The sequence below is a fragment of the Streptomyces sp. NPDC085927 genome (assembly GCF_044540975.1).
In the GTDB taxonomy this organism is placed as follows: Bacteria; Actinomycetota; Actinomycetes; order Streptomycetales; family Streptomycetaceae; genus Streptomyces; species Streptomyces hirsutus.
The window spans coordinates 250,854-266,509 of sequence record NZ_JBITSN010000006.1 but is presented as its reverse complement, the minus strand read 5'-3'; the positions used below and the strand labels follow the sequence as shown (position 1 = coordinate 266,509).

Sequence of the window (15,656 nt, the reverse complement as noted above, 5' to 3'; positions counted from 1 at the left end):
GCCGTGGCCTTACCGCGGCCTCATCGCGGGTCGCCGTCGGCGCCGCCGGTGGCCCGCTCCCGGTGGGTGACTCCCGCCTCGCTCTCGCGCGAAATCGCAGTTCAGCGCCTGGTTGCGCGTAAGGAACGGATAAGACTTGAGTCTGTCCGACTCAGCTCTGTTGACCCGGCGCCGGACGTCAGGCATGCTTGAGTCTGTTCCACTCAAGTCAGCTGGAGGAATCGAAATGGCACGTGCGGTCGGCATCGACCTGGGCACGACTAACTCCGTCGTCAGCGTTCTGGAGGGCGGCGAGCCCACCGTCATCACCAACGCCGAGGGCGCCAGGACCACGCCTTCCGTCGTCGCCTTCGCGAAGAACGGCGAGGTGCTGGTCGGTGAGGTGGCCAAGCGGCAGGCCGTGACCAACGTCGACAGGACCATCCGGTCGGTCAAGCGCCACATGGGCACCGACTGGAAGATCAACCTGGACGGCAAGGACTTCAACCCGCAGCAGATGAGCGCCTTCGTGCTCCAGAAGCTGAAGCGGGACGCCGAGGCGTACCTGGGCGAGAAGGTGACCGACGCGGTCATCACCGTCCCGGCGTACTTCAACGACGCGGAGCGCCAGGCGACCAAGGAGGCCGGCGAGATCGCCGGCCTGAACGTGCTGCGCATCGTCAACGAGCCGACGGCCGCCGCCCTGGCGTACGGCCTCGACAAGGACGAGCAGGTCATCCTGGTCTTCGACCTCGGTGGCGGTACGTTCGACGTCTCGCTGCTGGAGATCGGCGACGGCGTCGTCGAGGTGAAGGCCACCAACGGTGACAACAACCTCGGTGGTGACGACTGGGACCAGCGCGTCGTCGACTACCTGGTCAAGCAGTTCCAGTCCGGGCACGGCGTGGACCTGGGCAAGGACAAGATGGCGCTCCAGCGCCTCCGTGAGGCCGCCGAGAAGGCCAAGATCGAGCTGTCCTCGTCCACCGAGACCACGATCAACCTGCCCTACATCACCGCCTCCGCCGAGGGTCCCCTGCACCTCGACGAGAAGCTGACCCGCGCCCAGTTCCAGCAGCTGACCGCGGACCTGCTGGAGCGCTGCAAGACGCCGTTCAACAACGTCGTCAAGGACGCCGGCATCGCACTGTCCGAGATCGACCACGTCGTTCTGGTCGGTGGCTCCACCCGTATGCCCGCCGTCGCCGAGCTCGTCAAGGAGATGACCGGCGGCAAGGAGGCCAACAAGGGTGTGAACCCGGACGAGGTCGTCTCGATCGGCGCCGCGCTCCAGGCCGGTGTCCTCAAGGGCGAGGTCAAGGACGTCCTGCTGCTCGACGTCACCCCGCTGTCCCTCGGTATCGAGACCAAGGGCGGCATCATGACCAAGCTGATCGAGCGCAACACCACGATCCCGACGAAGCGCTCCGAGATCTTCACCACGGCCGAGGACAACCAGCCGTCGGTGCAGATCCAGGTCTACCAGGGCGAGCGCGAGATCGCGGCGTACAACAAGAAGCTCGGCATGTTCGAGCTGACCGGTCTGCCGCCGGCGCCGCGCGGCGTCCCGCAGATCGAGGTCTCCTTCGACATCGACGCCAACGGCATCATGCACGTCACGGCGAAGGACCTCGGCACCGGCAAGGAGCAGAAGATGACCGTCACCGGCGGCTCCTCGCTCCCGAAGGACGAAGTCGACCGCATGCGTGAGGAGGCCGAGCGGTACGCGGAGGAGGACCACCAGCGCCGCGAGGCCGCCGAGTCCCGCAACCAGGGCGAGCAGCTCGTCTACCAGACCGAGAAGTTCCTCGCGGACAACGAGGACAAGGTCCCGGGCGAGATCAAGACCGAGGTCGAGGCCGCCGTCGCCGAGCTGAAGGAAAAGCTCAAGGGCGAGGACACCGCCGAGATCCGCACCGCCACCGAGAAGGTCGCGGCCGTCTCCCAGAAGCTGGGCCAGGCCATGTACGCCGACGCGCAGGCCTCCCAGGCCGCGGGCGGCGGCGCCGGAGCCGGTGCCGGTGAGGCCAAGGCGGACGACGACGTGGTCGACGCCGAGATCGTGGACGACGAACGTAAGGACGGTGCGGCGTGACCGAGGAGACCCCGGGCTTCGACGAGCAGTCGCAGCAGCCCGACGTCCCCTCCTCAGGCGTTCCGGCCGACGAGGCCGAGCCGAAGGCCGCCACCCCCTCCGCGGAGGAGGAGGCGGCCCCGGCCGGGGACTCGGGTCCCGACGCCGGGCTGGTGGCTCAGCTGGACCAGGTGCGTACGGCGCTCGGTGAGCGCACCGCGGACCTCCAGCGGCTCCAGGCCGAGTACCAGAACTACCGCCGCCGGGTCGAGCGCGACCGGATCGCGGTCAAGGAGGTCGCCGCGGTGAACCTCATGACCGAGCTCCTGCCCGTGCTCGACGACATCGGCCGCGCGCGGGAGCACGGCGAGCTGGTCGGCGGGTTCAAGTCCGTCGCCGAGTCGCTGGAGTCGACCGTGGCGAAGATGGGCCTGCAGTTGTTCGGCAAGGAGGGCGAGCCCTTCGACCCGACGATCCACGAGGCCCTGATGCACTCCTACGCCCCGGACGTCACCGAGACGACGTGCGTGGCGATACTGCAGCCGGGGTACCGCATCGGCGAGCGCATCATCCGCCCCGCGCGGGTGGCCGTGGCGGAACCGCAGCCGGGTGCCCAGCCGGGCAAGCCGGCCGAGGAGAGCACCGAGGCGGCGGCGGACGACAAGGAGACAGGTGGCCCTCAGGAGGGCTGACGCCTTCGCCGGCGTCCGCACGCCGGCGAAGGCGGGCAGGACGAGCAGGTCAGGAAAGACCGGCGGGGCAGGAGAGGAGGGACGTCGGGGATGAGTACCAAGGACTTCATCGAGAAGGACTACTACAAGGTCCTCGGCGTCCCCCAGGACGCCACCGAGGCCGAGATCAAGAAGGCGTACCGGAAGCTCGCCCGCGAGTACCACCCGGACGCCAACAAGGGCAACGCCAAGGCGGAGGAGCGGTTCAAGGAGATCTCCGAGGCGAACGACGTCCTCGGCGACCCCAAGAAGCGCAAGGAGTACGACGAGGCCCGCTCGCTCTTCGGCAGCGGCGGTTTCCGCGCGGGGCCGGGAGCGGGCGGTGCCGGGTCGTTCAACTTCGACCTGGGTGACCTCTTCGGGGGCCAGGGCGGCGGTCAGGGCGGCCAGGCCGGTGCCGGTGGCTTCGGCGGCGGGATCGGCGACGTCTTCGGCGGACTGTTCAACCGCGGCGGCACGGGCACCACGCGTACCCAGCCCCGGCGCGGCCAGGACATCGAGTCCGAGGTCACCCTGAGCTTCACCGAGGCGATCGAGGGGGCGACGGTCCCGCTGCGGATGTCCTCCCAGCAGGCCTGCAAGGCCTGTTCGGGCACCGGCGACAAGAACGGCACACCGCGCGTGTGCCCGACCTGCGTCGGCACCGGGCAGGTCGCCCGGGGCAGCGGCGGCGGCTTCTCGCTCACCGACCCGTGCCCCGACTGCAAGGGCCGCGGCCTGATCGCGGAGAACCCCTGCGACATCTGCAAGGGCAGCGGCCGGGCCAAGTCCTCGCGGACGATGCAGGTGCGCATCCCCGCGGGGGTCAGCGACGGCCAGCGGATCCGGCTGCGCGGCAAGGGCGCTCCGGGCGAACGCGGCGGCCCGGCGGGCGACCTCTACGTGGTCGTGCACGTCGGCAGCCACCCGGTGTTCGGCCGCAAGGACGACAACCTCACCGTCACCGTCCCGGTCACCTACCCGGAGGCGGCGCTCGGCGGCGAGATCCGCGTCCCGACGCTCGGCGGTCCGCCGGTCACGCTGAAGCTGCCCCCGGGGACACCCAACGGGCGGACCATGCGGGCCCGCGGCAAGGGAGCGGTCCGCAAGGACGGCTCGCGCGGTGATCTGCTGGTCACCGTCGAGGTGAGTGTTCCCAAGGACCTGCCGGGGAAGGCTCGTGACGCACTGGAGGCGTATCGCGAGGCGACCGCGGACGACGATCCGCGGGCGGAGCTGTTCCAGGCCGCGAAGGGAGCTTGAGGGCGATGGACGGTCGTCGACGCAATCCGTACGAACTGACGCAGGACACTCCGGTCTATGTCATTTCGGTGGCGGCCCAGCTCTCCGGGCTGCATCCGCAGACGCTGCGTCAGTACGACCGCCTGGGGCTCGTCTCGCCGGACCGCACCGCGGGCCGGGGCCGCCGCTACTCGGCCCGTGACATCGAGCTGCTCCGTCAGGTGCAGCAGCTGTCGCAGACCGAGGGCATCAACCTGGCCGGCATCAAGCGCATCATCGAACTGGAGAACCAGGTCGCCGCGCTCCAAGCCCGGGTGGCGGAGCTGGAGGGGACCCTGGACGGCGTGGCCGCGACCATGCGTCAGCGTGAGGCGGCGGTGCACGCGTCGTACCGCCGGGACCTGGTGCCGTACCAGGAGGTCCAGCAGACCAGCGCGCTGGTGGTGTGGCGGCCCAAGCGCCAGCAGCAGACCGACTGACGGCCGGCACCCGGTCCGGTCGTCGTCGGCCGGCGCGAAAGCGCCGGTCCGGGGCGGCGGCGGTGTGACGGAAGCGGCTCAGTGGGAAGGCTGCGGCCTGACGGAGAAGTTCCGTTTGGCGCAAAAGTGAAGTACCGGGTGGGGCCCGGAGGTTCGTGCGAACCTCCGGGCCCCACCCGTGTACGGGCTGTTGACGGCACGTCACCCGGAGCCCCGGACGCCCCCGAGCACGCCCTGCGCACGGCTGTGAGCAGCACGTGTATGCGTGTGTAGGAGATATGTGCGATTCTTTCGCCGAGCCCACACGACTTCAGCGCACGGTGCTGTGTTCATCTCGTTAAGTAGTTGGTCTTGACGCCACTGGTCGCTGGAGCGTTGGCTTTTCAGTCACATGGGCCGCAATGTTGTGCCCACGTCCAAAAACGTACTGAAGTGAGCCCTCGCATGCGTCGTATCGCCATATCAGTCGCCGCCGCCTCGATGTCCGTCATGCTCGCCGGTTGCGGCGCACTCAACGCGACGGGGAGCAGCGACGGAGCGAGCCCCACCAAGGGGAACGATGTCACCATCGGGCTCCTGCTGCCGGAGACGGCCAACACCCGGTACGAGCAGTTCGACTACCCCATCTTCAAGAAGAAGGTGGAGGAGCTCACCAACGACAAGGGCAAGGTCGACTACGCCAACGCCGACGCGGACGCGGGCAAGCAGTCGAGCCAGATGCAGCAGATGATCGAGGACGAGGTCGACGTCATCGTGCTGGACGCGGTCGACGCGCACGCCATCGCCGAGGACGTGACGAAGGCCAAGGACGCGGGCATCCCCGTCATCGCCTACGACCGGCTGGCCGAGGGCCCGATCGACGCGTACATCTCCTTCGACAACGAGCTGGTCGGCGAGGTCCAGGGCCGCTCCCTGCTGGAGGCGCTCGGCGGTGACGGCGGGGTCACCAGCAAGATCGTCATGATGAACGGCTCGCCGACCGACCCGAACGCCAAGCAGTTCAAGGCGGGGGCGCTGTCCGAGCTCCAGGACGCGGTGACCATCGCCAAGACCTACGACACCAAGGACTGGAAGCCGGAGAACGCCGAGGCCAACATGGCCGAGGCGATCGCCGCGATCGGCGCCGGCAACATCGCCGCGGTCTACTCCGCCAACGACGGCATGGCGGGCGGCATCATCAAGGCGCTGAAGGCCGCCGGGGTGACCGAGATGCCCCCGATCACCGGCCAGGACGCCGAACTCGCCGGGGTGCAGCGGATCCTCGTGGGCGAGCAGTTCATGAGCGTCTACAAGTCCTACCCGACCGAGGCGGACAACGCCGCGGAGATCGCGGTGGCGCGGGTCCAGGGCAAGGACATCCAGTTCGACGCGCTGACCAGCGAGCGCGTCGACAGCCCCACCGACAAGGACATTCCGGCGCAGCTCGTGCCCGTGGTCGCCCTGACCAAGGAGAACATCGCGGACACGGTCGTCGCCGACGGGATCTACAAGCTGTCGGACATCTGCACGGCCCCCTACAAGGAGGCGTGCGACAAGGCCGGACTGAAGTAAGGCCCGTCCGGCGGCCGAAGACCCGCCCGACGGCGGGTCTTCGGCCGCCGGACCGCGTCGACCGCCCCGTCGACCACCCTGCCGGGGAGCGCGGACAGCCGCGCTCCCCGGCAGTGTTGTTCCCTCCCGCACACGCCCCGCGCCCTCGCCCCTCGCCCCGCACCCCGCCGCCCTCACGCGCTCATGTGGGGCCGACCGCCGCCGGTTTGTTGCAATGTGGCGAGGCGGGGCAGGGGTATAGACGGTCATACCAGTGGTTTCCGGCGATCGTGCCGACGGGAGCCGTGTTGCGGAGCCGGGTGTGTCCGCGCATAGTTGCGCATCGGAAAGTGGCTGAACCGGGGGTGGGACGGGCAATGGCCGGGCGCGGGACGGACGAGCATCCACACGGTGCTGACCGACTGTGCGACATCGGGGATCGCGTGTATTCCCGGGCCGTGCGGCGCGGACGGGTGCCGCGCCGGGACGCGGAGCCGGTGCCCTGTCTGCTGGACCTGGCCCTGCTGCACCCGGACCCCGACGACATGGACTGGCTGGTGCCGACCGCCCCGCAGGAGGTCATGACCCGGCTGCTGCGCGGGATGTACGACGAGGTCAGCGCGAGCCAGCGCCGGGTGGGTTCGGCCGTCGAGGCCTTCGAGTGGTACGCCGGCCTCGGCCGCGGGACGCAGTCACCGCAGGCCTTCGCCGCCTCGGCCGGGGAGGGCCCGGCGATCCGGGTGCTGGACGGGGTGGCCCGTATCCAGGCCGCGATGGACGAGGCGACGCAGGCGTGCACCACGGAGGTGCTCACGGTCCAGCCCGGCGGCATCCGGCGCGAGGCGGAGCTGTCGGAGGGCCTGCACCGGGCGACGGCGCTGCGCGGGCGCGGGGTGCGGATGCGGGACCTCTACACGCATGTGGCCCGGCACGGCCAGGGGCTGTACACGTACCTGGAGCTGATGGGCGACGCGGTGGAGGCGCGGACGCTGGACGAGGTGACCGAGCGGCTGATCCTCTTCGACCGCACGGTCGCCTTCATCCCCGCCAACGCCGAGCGCTCGATGGCACTGGAACTGCGGCACCCGGCGCTGGTGGAATACCTGAGCACGGTCTTCGAGCGGCTGTGGCGGCTCGCCCTCCCGCTGGCCGCCCCGCTCCCCGACACCGGCATCGAGGGCATCTCGCACCGGGAGCGGTCCATCGCGGCGCTGCTCGCGGAGGGCCACCAGGATGCGGTGATAGCGGAGCGCCTCGGCATCAGTGTGCGCACCTGCCGGGCTCACATCGCCCGGCTGTCGGAGACGCTGGGCGCGGCCAGTCGTACCCAACTCGGTGTGCGTATCGCCCAGGCCGGCCTGGACGGCCCGCCGCGAGCGGCCTCCGCCTCCGTCACGGTTCCTGGTCGAGAATCCCGGACTGCCCGATGAGGTAACCGAGCTGAGCCCGGCTCCCGCTGCCCAGGGTCGCGGCGATCTTGGCGATGTGCACGCGAGCGGTGCGGACGTTCATGCCGAGGCGGTCGGCTATGACGGCGTCGGTGTGGCCTTCGACGAGGAGGCGGGCGATGGCGCGCTGGCGGGGCGTGACGCCGTTCAGCGTGGGCCGGCGGACCGCCTGGGGGTACATCGGTGTGGCGAGCCGCCAGAGGCGGTCGAAGGTGGTGGCGAGGTACCCCACGAGCGCCGGGTGGCGGACCTCCAGCGCCGAGGTGCGGTCGGCGTCGGCGGGGACGAACGCGACGGCGCGGTCGACGACGATGAGGCGTTCGGTGATCTCGTCCAGCGTCCGGGCCTCGACGTCGCCCGTCAGCCGTTCGTAGCGGGCGGCGAGCGAGGGCAAGTGGCGCAGGGTGTGCTGGTAGAGGGCGCGGATGCGGCCACCGCGGCCGAGCAGGGCCTGGTCGCGCCGGATCGCGGCCTCGTGGAAGTCCGGCTTGGGGTGTCTGTAGCTGTTGTGCGGTTGGACGGCCAGGAGTTCACTGGCGTCGGCCATTGCCTCGTTGATGACCCCGCTGATGCGTTCCTTGTCGCTGTGGAGCGTGAGCAGGGGTGTCGTCGAGACGCTGTCGTCCCGTCCCGCCCGCATCAGCGGTTCGAACGCCTCGACCAGCTGTGCCTCCCGTTGCCGTTCCCCGGCGATCCGGTCCGCCGAGGCCCGCAGAAGCCGGTGCAGGACGATGTGCGGCGCGACGGGCTCCCACTGGCTCGGGTCGTCGAGGGCGGGGGTCAGGAGGCCGAGGTCGGCGAGGTGCGCCGCCTTGTCGGCCCCGTCGGCGGGTACGTTCCCCTGGCGCAGTGCACGGGTGTACAGGTCCAGGTCCCCCTCGCACGGCTCCGCCGGCGCGTCGTCGTGTGCGTTCCCGTACATGCGTGGCTCGCTCATCCCCAGTGCTCAGTTCTCCTGTTCGAGGATCCCCGACTGGGCGATAAGGTAACCCAGTTGGGCGCGGCTGCCACTGCCGAGGGCGGAGGCCAGCTTGGCTATGTGGGCGCGGCAGGTGCGGACGTTCATGCCCAGGCGCCGGGCGATGGCCTCGTCGACGTGGCCCTCCACGAGGAGCTTGGCGATGGAGTGCTGGATGTCCGTGAGGCCGTCCGAGGCCGGTTCGTACGGGGCTCCCATGCTCAGGGGGACCGCGCGGGTCCACATGAACTCGAAGACCTTGATCAGGTAGCGGACGAGGCCGGGGTGGCGCAGTTCCAGGGCGACCTGACGGTCGTCACGGGTGGGAATGAAGGCCACGGTCTCGTCGCAGATGACGAGCCGCTCCACGAGCTCGTCGATGGTGCGGTACTCCACCCTGCTGGTGTCGAACCGTGCCACGTACGCCAGCGTCTCGGGACTGTGGCGGGCGGTGTGCTGGTAGAGGGTCCGGATGCGCACCCCCCGCTCGGTCAGCTGCTGGTCGCGCTCCAGCCCCTGGGCGAGGGTGTGTTCCAGCCGACGGCCGCCCGGCTGGACGGTGAGCATCTCGGACCGGCACTGCGCGGTGGCCAGATCGAGGGCGGCGTTGATCCGGTCGAAGCCCTCCAGCACCGTGATCGAGTGGGTGGTCATCGTCGTCTGGGCGCTGAGGGCCATGAACGGTTCGAAGGCGTCGGCCAGTTCGATCGACATCCGCCTGCGCTCGGTGATCTCCCGTTCCAGCGGGTTGAGCCGGTGGGCCAGAGCCACCGCCGGGGAGAGGGGGCGCAGCCAGGTGGGGTCGTCCGGGTCGGGGTGCAGCAGGGCGAGCTCCATCAGGCAGGGAGCGGGCTCCACGTCCGTGCGGGCGATGCGGCCCGCGCGCAGGGCGTCGGCATAGAGACGGCTGCCGGCCTCGCACAGTTCGGTGACCGCATGGGGATGCGTACCATTAGTCCGATTCATTGTTAAATCTCCACCCCCCAGGGTCCTGAACATGCAGGAACATGATGCACCGATTGTGTGGCCACGACGTGCCCGAATGAGCCATCGTCGTACGTGACGGGGGAAAAGGGTGATCTTCGAGTGAGGACGAAGCCGACTATGCGCAAGAGAACGCTTCGCTCGGTGCTTGTTGCCGCATTCTCCGCCGTCATGGCCTTCGGGGCGCTGAGTGGCTTGGCCGGCACGAAGGGTGACGTCCGGGCGGACAGTAGCTGGGGGCCAGTGGTGGGCGCCAACTCCGTAGCCCTGGACAGCAGCTGGGGACCGGTGGTGGGCGCCAACTCCGTAGGTGCGGCCGACAGCAGTTGGACTGAGTGATGACCACGCCTCCCGACGACCGATCCTTCCGCCGCGAGATGGCCACCGCCTACCGGTCCGGCTGGCACTTCATCGACCTGGTCACCGCCATCCCCCACAGCGGTGACTCCCTGATGGTGACCGTGTTCGGTGAACCGGTCGTCGTCACGCGCGACGAGGACCAGGACGTACGGGCGTACCGGTGTCTGCGGCGGCCCCGCGGGGCGCCGCAACCGGTGCGGTGTGCCATCCGGTACGGAATGATCTTTGTGAACCTGGATCAACGGGACCATGAGCAGGTGGAGTCCGACTCTCTCGCTCCCCGGACCATCTCGGCCACCCCCCGCAGTGCCTGACGCGATTCCCCCGTCGTAAAAGATCGCGCAGGTACTTCCCCCGGCAGTGGCGTCACCGTGACCTGAACACGGTGACGCCACTGCAGTTTTCGGAGACATTTCCGGGTATGGCCGGGATCGGTCGATGGCCGGAACCGGTCGTCGGACGGTACGAATCTTCACCGCTGCCTCACCGTCGGCCCACCCCTGCCTCCTCGCGTGTACGAGCGTGGTCGCCATGATCCCCCGCGCCGGATCCGGTACCGGCGGCGCCCGCCCGTGGCGCCCCGGCCGCGCCTTCGCCGCGTGCCCCGGCCCGCGCGCCGCGCCGCCGCCCCTCAGTGTCACCCGCGGCCGGCGTCGTCGTCCCCTGCGCGCGCCCCCCCGCGTCCTCGCGTCCGCCTCGCGTCCTCGCCCCGCACCGCTCCTCCGCGTCCGCCTCGTGCCGTGGCGCCCGCCGTGTTCCGTCGTCGCCGTCTGTGTGCGTGCTCGTGGCCGATGTGCATGGCCGATGTGCACGGCCGGTGGTCGCGCCTGAAGCCGGAATGCCCGGGAACTCGACCATCCCGGCCCTCCCGTCCTCACCTTGAGTGGAATAGACTCAAGTTTGTGTACGCTGACCGAGTCAGCCAAGTCGATGTCAGCCATGAAGGCCGCTGAACGGTCGTCGCAAGGAGGAGAACGCGAACGTGGACGCCGAGCTGACCAACCGGAGCCGGGACGCGATCAACGCAGCCGGCAATCGGGCCCTGACCGGGGGACACCCCGACCTCACCCCCGCCCACCTGCTGCTCGCCCTGCTCGAAGGGCAGGACAACGAGAACATCACCGACCTGCTCGCCGCGGTCGACGCCGACCAGGCCGCCGTACGCGCCGGGGCCGAGCGCGTCCTCGCCGGGCTGCCGAGCGTCACCGGGTCCACCGTCGCCCCGCCTCAGCCCAACCGTGAGCTGCTCGCCGTCATCGCGGACGCCCAGTCCCGCGCCCGTGACCTGGGCGACGATTACCTTTCCACCGAGCACCTGCTCCTGGGTATCGCCGCGAAGGGCGGCGCGGCCGGCGAGGTGCTGGCCGGGCAGGGCGCCACCGCGAAGAAGCTGCAGGCAGCCTTCCAGCAGACGAGAGGAGCCCGTCGGGTGACGACGGCCGACCCTGAGGGTCAGTACAAGGCCCTGGAGAAGTTCGGGACCGACCTCACCGACGCCGCCCGCGAGGGCAGGCTCGACCCGGTGATCGGCCGGGACCAGGAGATCCGGCGGGTCGTGCAGGTGCTGTCCCGCCGCACCAAGAACAACCCCGTGCTCATCGGCGAGCCCGGCGTCGGCAAGACCGCCGTCGTCGAGGGGCTCGCCCAGCGGATCGTCAAGGGGGACGTGCCCGAGTCACTGAAGGACAAGCGGCTGGTCGCGCTCGACCTGGGGGCGATGATCGCCGGGGCCAAGTACCGCGGCGAGTTCGAGGAGCGGCTGAAGACCGTCCTCGCCGAGATCAAGGACTCCGACGGGCAGATCATCACCTTCATCGACGAGCTGCACACGGTCGTCGGCGCCGGTGCCGGCGGCGACTCCGCCATGGACGCCGGCAACATGCTCAAGCCGATGCTCGCCCGCGGTGAGCTGCGCATGGTCGGCGCCACCACCCTCGACGAGTACCGCGAGCGGATCGAGAAGGACCCGGCGCTGGAGCGGCGCTTCCAGCAGGTGCTGGTCGCCGAGCCGTCGGTCGAGGACTCCATCGCCATCCTGCGCGGCCTGAAGGGCCGCTACGAGGCGCACCACAAGGTGCAGATCGCCGACAGCGCGCTGGTGGCGGCGGCGACCCTCTCGGACCGCTACATCACCTCCCGCTTCCTGCCCGACAAGGCCATCGACCTGGTCGACGAGGCGGCTTCCCGGCTCCGCATGGAGATCGACTCCTCGCCCGTCGAGATCGACGAACTCCAGCGCTCGGTGGACCGGTTGAAGATGGAGGAACTGGCGATCGGCAAGGAGACCGACGCCGCCTCCCTCGAACGCCTGGAGAAGCTGCGCCGCGACCTCGCCGACAAGGAGGAGGAGCTGCGCGGCCTCAACGCCCGCTGGGAGAAGGAGAAGCAGTCCCTGAACCGGGTCGGCGAGCTGAAGGAGAAGCTCGACGACCTGCGCGGCCAGGCCGAACGCGCCCAGCGCGAGGGCGACTTCGACACCGCCTCCAAGCTGCTCTACGGCGAGATCCCCGGCCTGGAACGCGACCTGGAGGCCGCCTCCGAGGCCGAGGAGGAGGTCGCCAAGGACACCATGGTCAAGGAGGAGGTCGGCTCCGACGACATCGCGGACGTCGTCGCCTCCTGGACCGGCATCCCCGCCGGCCGCCTGCTGGAGGGCGAGACGCAGAAGCTGCTGCGCATGGAGGACGAGCTGGGCAAGCGGCTCATCGGCCAGGGCGAGGCCGTACGGGCGGTGTCGGACGCCGTACGCCGCAGCCGCGCCGGAATCGCGGACCCGGACCGCCCCACCGGCTCCTTCCTCTTCCTCGGCCCCACCGGCGTCGGCAAGACCGAACTGGCCAAGGCGCTCGCCGACTTCCTCTTCGACGACGAGCGGGCGATGGTCCGCATCGACATGTCGGAGTACAGCGAGAAGCACAGCGTGGCCCGCCTGGTCGGCGCCCCGCCCGGCTACGTCGGGTACGAGGAGGGCGGCCAGCTCACCGAGTCCGTGCGCCGCCGCCCGTACAGCGTGGTGCTCCTCGACGAGGTGGAGAAGGCCCACCCCGAGGTCTTCGACATCCTGCTCCAGGTCCTCGACGACGGCCGGCTCACCGACGGCCAGGGCCGCACGGTCGACTTCCGCAACACGATCCTGGTGCTGACGTCCAACCTGGGCAGCCAGTACCTGGTCGACCCGCTGACCACCGAGGAGCAGAAGAAGGAACAGGTCCTGGAAGTGGTCCGGACCTCCTTCAAGCCGGAGTTCATCAACCGGCTCGACGACCTGGTCGTCTTCTCGGCGCTGACCAAGCCCGAGCTGGAGCGCATCGCCGCACTGCAGCTCGACCGGCTGGGCCGGCGCCTGGCCGAACGCCGGCTCAGCCTGGACATCACTCCCGAGGCGCTGGCCTGGCTGGCGGAGGAGGGCATGGACCCGGCCTACGGCGCCCGCCCGCTGCGCCGCCTGGTGCAGACCGCCATCGGCGACCGGCTCGCCAAGGAGATCCTGTCCGGAGAGATCAAGGACGGGGACACGGTCCGCGTGGACCGCGCCGGCGAGGGCCTCCTGGTGGGCCCGGCCACGGGCAAGACGCTGTAATACCCCTCAGGGGTACGGTCTCCATGGTCATCGAAATGTGATCATGGAGACCGGCACGTGGGGAGACCCCTCGGCCTGGCAGGTTGCCCGGCACGTGCCAAGAGAGAGAGGGTGGGACATACGTCTGGTCCCATCCACGGCCGGACGCCAGACGACCGCAGGAGAGTCCCAGATGTCCATCGACCCGTCCTCGATTCCTAGCTTCGGGGGCCAGCAGCCGGAGCCGCAGCCCCAGGGCCCCGCGGGCCCCGTCGTCCCGGATCAGGACCTCGTGAAGCAGCTCCTCGACCAGATGGAGCTCAAGTACGTCGTCGACGACGAGGGAGACCTCGCGGCGCCGTGGGAGCAGTTCCGTACCTACTTCATGTTCCGTGGGGAGGGTGACCAGCAGATCTTCTCCGTGCGGACGTTCTACGACCGGCCGCACGGCATCGAGGAGAAGCAGCAGCTCCTCGAGTCGATCGACGACTGGAACCGCCGCACCCTGTGGCCCAAGGTCTACACCCACACCCATGACGACGGCACCGTCCGCCTCATCGGCGAGGCCCAGATGCTGATCGGCACGGGCGTCAGCCTGGAGCACTTCGTCTCGTCGACGGTCAGCTGGGTGCGGGCCGCGATCGAGTTCGACAAGTGGCTCGTCGAGCAGCTCGGCCTGGAGCAGGAGATCGACGACGCGGAGAAGCCCGAGGACGACGAGTAGGAAGCCCTCCGCCTCCCGCCCGCGCACACGCGAAGGAGCCCGGCTCCGGACCGACCTCAGAGGTCACCCGGATCCGGGCTCCTTCGGTTTCCCCCGGGCCCGCCGCCCGAGGCGCTCCCGTGGGCGCGTCACCCGGGGGTTCGCCTACCGCTGTCCCACCGCCCGCAGCCGGGAGGCCGCCTCCTCCAATACGCTCTTCCGCTTGCAGAAGGCGAAACGGATGTACGGAGCGCCTGCCTCCCGGTGGTCGTAGAAGACCGAGGTGGGGATGGCGACGACACCGGCGCGTTCCGGGAGGGCGCGGCAGAAGGCTTCGCCGTCGGTTTCGCCGAGCGGGCGGATGTCGGCGGTGAGGAAGTATGTTCCGGCCGGCCGGAGGACGTCGAAGCCCGCTTCCGTCAGGCCCGTCGACAGCAGGTCCCGTTTGGCGCGCAGGTCCGCGCGGAGCTCGGTGTAGTACGACTCCGGCAGGGCGAGTGCCTCGGCGACCGCGTACTGGAACGGGCCCGCGGAGACGTACGTCAGGTACTGCTTCGCCGAGCGGACCGCCGTCACCAGTCCGGGTGCTCCCGTCACCCAGCCGACACCTTGTTCGTACGCCTATTCGCGTGCCACGCGGCAAGCTCCATGACGACGGAGCTGTGGCGGCCGCGGAGCCTGTCCCGCCTGATCTCACAGCCGTAACGCCGGGCTCGGTGACACGGCGCTGTCCGCCGTATCCTGACCCCACACGGGAAGGAGCCGTCCATGAGCGTCGACGCGATCATGCACACCGAGTTCCCCGAGGGGTACACGGTCCTGTTCGGAGCTGACGGAAAGGTGATCATGACTCCGCAAAGCTTCGAGCACTCCAGCACGATCAAGTCGATGCAGTACGACACGGTCGTGTCCCTCGGACGCCACGCGAAGACCGCCTCGGACGTCTACATCGACTTCCCCGCCGACGAGAACTCCGCCCCCGATCTGGCAATCCTTCGCGAGGACGCCCGCCGGGAAGGCAAGCGCTACAGCTTCGAGGACGTCCTGCTGATCTCCGAGGTCGTCTCGACCTCCTCCGCACGCAAGGACTACGACGACTGCACCGCGAAGTACGGCCGTTACGGCATCCCCATCTACTTGGTTGTGGACCCCTACGCCCAGGAAGTCGTCCTCCACACCCAGCCGACCGCCACCGGTTACATCGCGGCACACACCCACAAGTACGGGACGGGCAAGCTCCCCATCCCCCTGGCCGACGGCCGCACCTTCACCCTCGACCTCGACGAACTCCCGCGCCCCGAGCCCGAGGCGGACGCCCGCTGACGACGGACTCCGGTGCGCCGGGCCCGTGCCGTTGGCACCGCTGTCATCGGACCTGGTCGTTCCTGGTCCGGGCAGCCGGCTGGGCCCCGCCCTTTCGTCGATCGGGGTCGGCCAGGGAAGCGGACCGTTCTGTGCCGCGAGTCCGTACGGCGAAGTCCGGTTTGGGGAAACGAAGTTCGAAGCCGCGTTTGCTGCGGGCGTCAACCACCACGTAGTGCCGTTGAGGCAGCGGGCCGCTCGTCCTCGGCCGGGTTTGTCGGCCCCGGTTCGGCGATAGCGTGGTACGGCAAGGACTGCTGCGGACAGG

The 15,656-nt window shown here is 69.6% G+C and carries 12 protein-coding genes and 1 pseudogene; 10 read left to right on the top strand and 3 right to left on the bottom strand.

Annotated elements, in window-relative coordinates; genetic code table 11:
* The first annotated feature begins 226 nt into the window (after positions 1–226).
* The 6 genes from dnaK (at position 227) to ACIF80_RS18435 (ending at position 7,444) form a co-directional block, all read left to right on the top strand.
* On the top strand, positions 227–2,074 hold the full coding sequence (gene dnaK, locus ACIF80_RS18460) for a molecular chaperone DnaK (protein WP_399805741.1): 1,848 nt from the start codon (positions 227–229) through the stop codon (positions 2,072–2,074).
* Positions 2,071–2,745: a nucleotide exchange factor GrpE gene (grpE, locus tag ACIF80_RS18455; protein WP_399805740.1), complete on the top strand. Its 675-nt coding sequence runs from the start codon at positions 2,071–2,073 to the stop codon at positions 2,743–2,745. Before dnaK ends, grpE begins: the two co-directional genes overlap by 4 nt.
* Positions 2,746–2,835: 90 nt before the next feature.
* Positions 2,836–4,026: a molecular chaperone DnaJ gene (dnaJ, locus tag ACIF80_RS18450; RefSeq protein ID WP_399805738.1), complete on the top strand. Its 1,191-nt coding sequence runs from the start codon at positions 2,836–2,838 to the stop codon at positions 4,024–4,026.
* Positions 4,027–4,031: 5 nt separating this feature from the next.
* Entirely contained in the window at positions 4,032–4,484 is a 453-nt protein-coding gene (locus tag ACIF80_RS18445; RefSeq protein ID WP_399805736.1) for a heat shock protein transcriptional repressor HspR, read from the top strand.
* Positions 4,485–4,928: 444 nt separating this feature from the next.
* Positions 4,929–6,035: a sugar ABC transporter substrate-binding protein gene (locus ACIF80_RS18440; RefSeq protein ID WP_399805734.1), complete on the top strand. Its 1,107-nt coding sequence runs from the start codon at positions 4,929–4,931 to the stop codon at positions 6,033–6,035.
* Positions 6,036–6,391: 356 nt separating this feature from the next.
* A complete protein-coding gene (locus tag ACIF80_RS18435; protein ID WP_399805732.1) occupies positions 6,392–7,444 on the top strand; it encodes a LuxR C-terminal-related transcriptional regulator in 1,053 nt (350 codons plus the stop codon).
* On the opposite strand, the gene ACIF80_RS18430 is transcribed toward ACIF80_RS18435, so the two are convergent.
* On the bottom strand, positions 7,407–8,384 hold the full coding sequence (locus ACIF80_RS18430; RefSeq protein ID WP_399805730.1) for a LuxR C-terminal-related transcriptional regulator: 978 nt from the start codon (positions 8,382–8,384) through the stop codon (positions 7,407–7,409). The two genes, ACIF80_RS18435 and ACIF80_RS18430, sit on opposite strands and share 38 nt — an antisense overlap.
* Positions 8,385–8,408: 24 nt before the next feature.
* Positions 8,409–9,386, bottom strand: a complete 978-nt coding sequence (locus tag ACIF80_RS18425; protein ID WP_399805728.1) for a helix-turn-helix transcriptional regulator — start codon at positions 9,384–9,386, stop codon at positions 8,409–8,411.
* Between the two features lie 356 nt (positions 9,387–9,742).
* Here ACIF80_RS18425 and ACIF80_RS18420 point away from each other — a divergent pair, with 356 nt between their 5' ends.
* The 3 genes from ACIF80_RS18420 (at position 9,743) to ACIF80_RS18410 (ending at position 14,047) form a co-directional block, all read left to right on the top strand.
* Positions 9,743–10,078 carry a hypothetical protein gene (locus ACIF80_RS18420; protein ID WP_399805726.1) on the top strand — a complete coding sequence of 112 codons (336 nt, stop codon included), beginning with the start codon at positions 9,743–9,745 and terminating at the stop codon, positions 10,076–10,078.
* 668 nt (positions 10,079–10,746) lie between these two features.
* Positions 10,747–13,344 carry an ATP-dependent chaperone ClpB gene (clpB, locus tag ACIF80_RS18415; RefSeq protein ID WP_399805725.1) on the top strand — a complete coding sequence of 866 codons (2,598 nt, stop codon included), beginning with the start codon at positions 10,747–10,749 and terminating at the stop codon, positions 13,342–13,344.
* Between the two features lie 172 nt (positions 13,345–13,516).
* Entirely contained in the window at positions 13,517–14,047 is a 531-nt protein-coding gene (locus ACIF80_RS18410; protein WP_399805723.1) for a YbjN domain-containing protein, read from the top strand.
* 144 nt (positions 14,048–14,191) lie between these two features.
* Here the strand turns inward: ACIF80_RS18410 and ACIF80_RS18405 are convergent.
* Positions 14,192–14,632: pseudogene (locus ACIF80_RS18405) on the bottom strand (aminotransferase class I/II-fold pyridoxal phosphate-dependent enzyme); the annotation flags it as partial.
* Positions 14,633–14,794: 162 nt separating this feature from the next.
* On the opposite strand from ACIF80_RS18405, the gene ACIF80_RS18400 reads away from it, so the two are divergent.
* A complete protein-coding gene (locus ACIF80_RS18400; protein WP_399805721.1) occupies positions 14,795–15,349 on the top strand; it encodes a Uma2 family endonuclease in 555 nt (184 codons plus the stop codon).
* Positions 15,350–15,656 lie beyond the last annotated feature (307 nt).

Coding starts and splice junctions, on each gene's coding strand:
- dnaK (WP_399805741.1), top strand. CDS start 227: ATGGCACGTGCGGTCGGCATCGACCTGGGCACGACTAACTCCGTCGTC.
- dnaJ (WP_399805738.1), top strand. CDS start 2,836: ATGAGTACCAAGGACTTCATCGAGAAGGACTACTACAAGGTCCTCGGC.
- ACIF80_RS18445 (WP_399805736.1), top strand. CDS start 4,032: ATGGACGGTCGTCGACGCAATCCGTACGAACTGACGCAGGACACTCCG.
- ACIF80_RS18440 (WP_399805734.1), top strand. CDS start 4,929: ATGCGTCGTATCGCCATATCAGTCGCCGCCGCCTCGATGTCCGTCATG.
- ACIF80_RS18435 (WP_399805732.1), top strand. CDS start 6,392: ATGGCCGGGCGCGGGACGGACGAGCATCCACACGGTGCTGACCGACTG.
- ACIF80_RS18430 (WP_399805730.1), bottom strand. CDS start 8,384: ATGTACGGGAACGCACACGACGACGCGCCGGCGGAGCCGTGCGAGGGG.
- ACIF80_RS18425 (WP_399805728.1), bottom strand. CDS start 9,386: ATGAATCGGACTAATGGTACGCATCCCCATGCGGTCACCGAACTGTGC.
- ACIF80_RS18420 (WP_399805726.1), top strand. CDS start 9,743: ATGACCACGCCTCCCGACGACCGATCCTTCCGCCGCGAGATGGCCACC.
- ACIF80_RS18410 (WP_399805723.1), top strand. CDS start 13,517: ATGTCCATCGACCCGTCCTCGATTCCTAGCTTCGGGGGCCAGCAGCCG.
- ACIF80_RS18400 (WP_399805721.1), top strand. CDS start 14,795: ATGAGCGTCGACGCGATCATGCACACCGAGTTCCCCGAGGGGTACACG.